1 protein-coding gene is annotated in these 1,006 nt (G+C 61.6%); it reads right to left on the bottom strand.

Annotation, left to right across the window (positions count from 1 at the left end):
• Positions 1 to 21: 21 nt before the first annotated feature.
• Complete coding sequence (locus FEF26_RS15480) at positions 22 to 873, bottom strand: IS5 family transposase (RefSeq protein WP_138254423.1); 852 nt, start codon at positions 871 to 873, stop codon at positions 22 to 24.
• Positions 874 to 1,006 lie beyond the last annotated feature (133 nt).

Raw genomic sequence — 1,006 nt, 5'->3', positions numbered from 1 at the left:
AGAGGTTGCGCGGATAGGGGTTCATCGCCAGTGGTAGCCCTTGACAGGGCGTGATTCCCACCTATGGGTGCTCCAAGCCTCTTTCAGGAGGCGTTTGAGCACGATGATCGCGTTGGCCAGCTGCACGAAAGCTTCTTGGGCTGCTGTCCCACGATCCAGGACTACTTGCAGCAACCTGAACCCGCGGGTATGCCAGGAGTTCATGCGTTCGACCATCCACCGACGGGTGTGGTTGATCTTGATGAACTCGCCTTTCGGGGAGATCCTGTCTTGACAGCCCAGCCTGCCGAGCAAGTCCCTGGTCTTCTTCGAGTCGTATCCGGCATCGAGATGGACACAGATACTCTCCGGCATCCGGGAAAAGGGGAGCCGGTCCAGGCATTCCAGGGTGGGTTCCAGTAGCCGAGAGTCATGCCGGTTGGCACCGGCGAGGACCACACCGATGGGGATCCCGTTGCCTTCGATGAGCACTGAGCGTTTCTGCCCAGACTTGCCCCGATCTGTCGGGTTCGGGCCGGTGTTCTCCCCGCCGCAGGGAGCTTTGACGCAGCAGCCATCGACGCTGAGGTCTTCTAGGTTCAGGCCGATGATCTTATCGAAGGCCTCCAGCACAATCTGCTCCAGGGTGGCGAATACCCCGGCGGTGATCCACTCATCCCGCCGGGTCCTCAGCGTGGTGGCCGAGACCCGGTGATCAGCGTGTTTGGTGTAGGCCCCGCCCAGGACCAGCCGGTCGATGAGCTTGGTGAACACGATCCGGTCGGGAACCCGCCGCCGGTGGCAGCCCAGCGGGTGAGTATCGACGCGGGCAGGGATCAGCGCTTGGAACTGGTGCCATAAGGGGTCGATGACTGAGGATGAAAGCGTCGGCACGGGGAAGGATGCCTTTCAATGTCGATGGTGTGAGTTCGCACTTCCCATCGAAACGGGGACTTCCTCGTGTCGGCTTTCAGCGACACGCCCGGCAGCGGGTTACACAGACCCCGCCCCTATCCGCGCAACCTCT

The sequence above is a fragment of the Nesterenkonia salmonea genome (assembly GCF_005771525.1).
Lineage (GTDB): Bacteria > Actinomycetota > Actinomycetes > Actinomycetales > Micrococcaceae > Nesterenkonia > Nesterenkonia salmonea.
The sequence above is the reverse complement of the archived record's forward strand: the minus strand, read 5'-3'. Positions and strand labels throughout refer to the sequence as shown.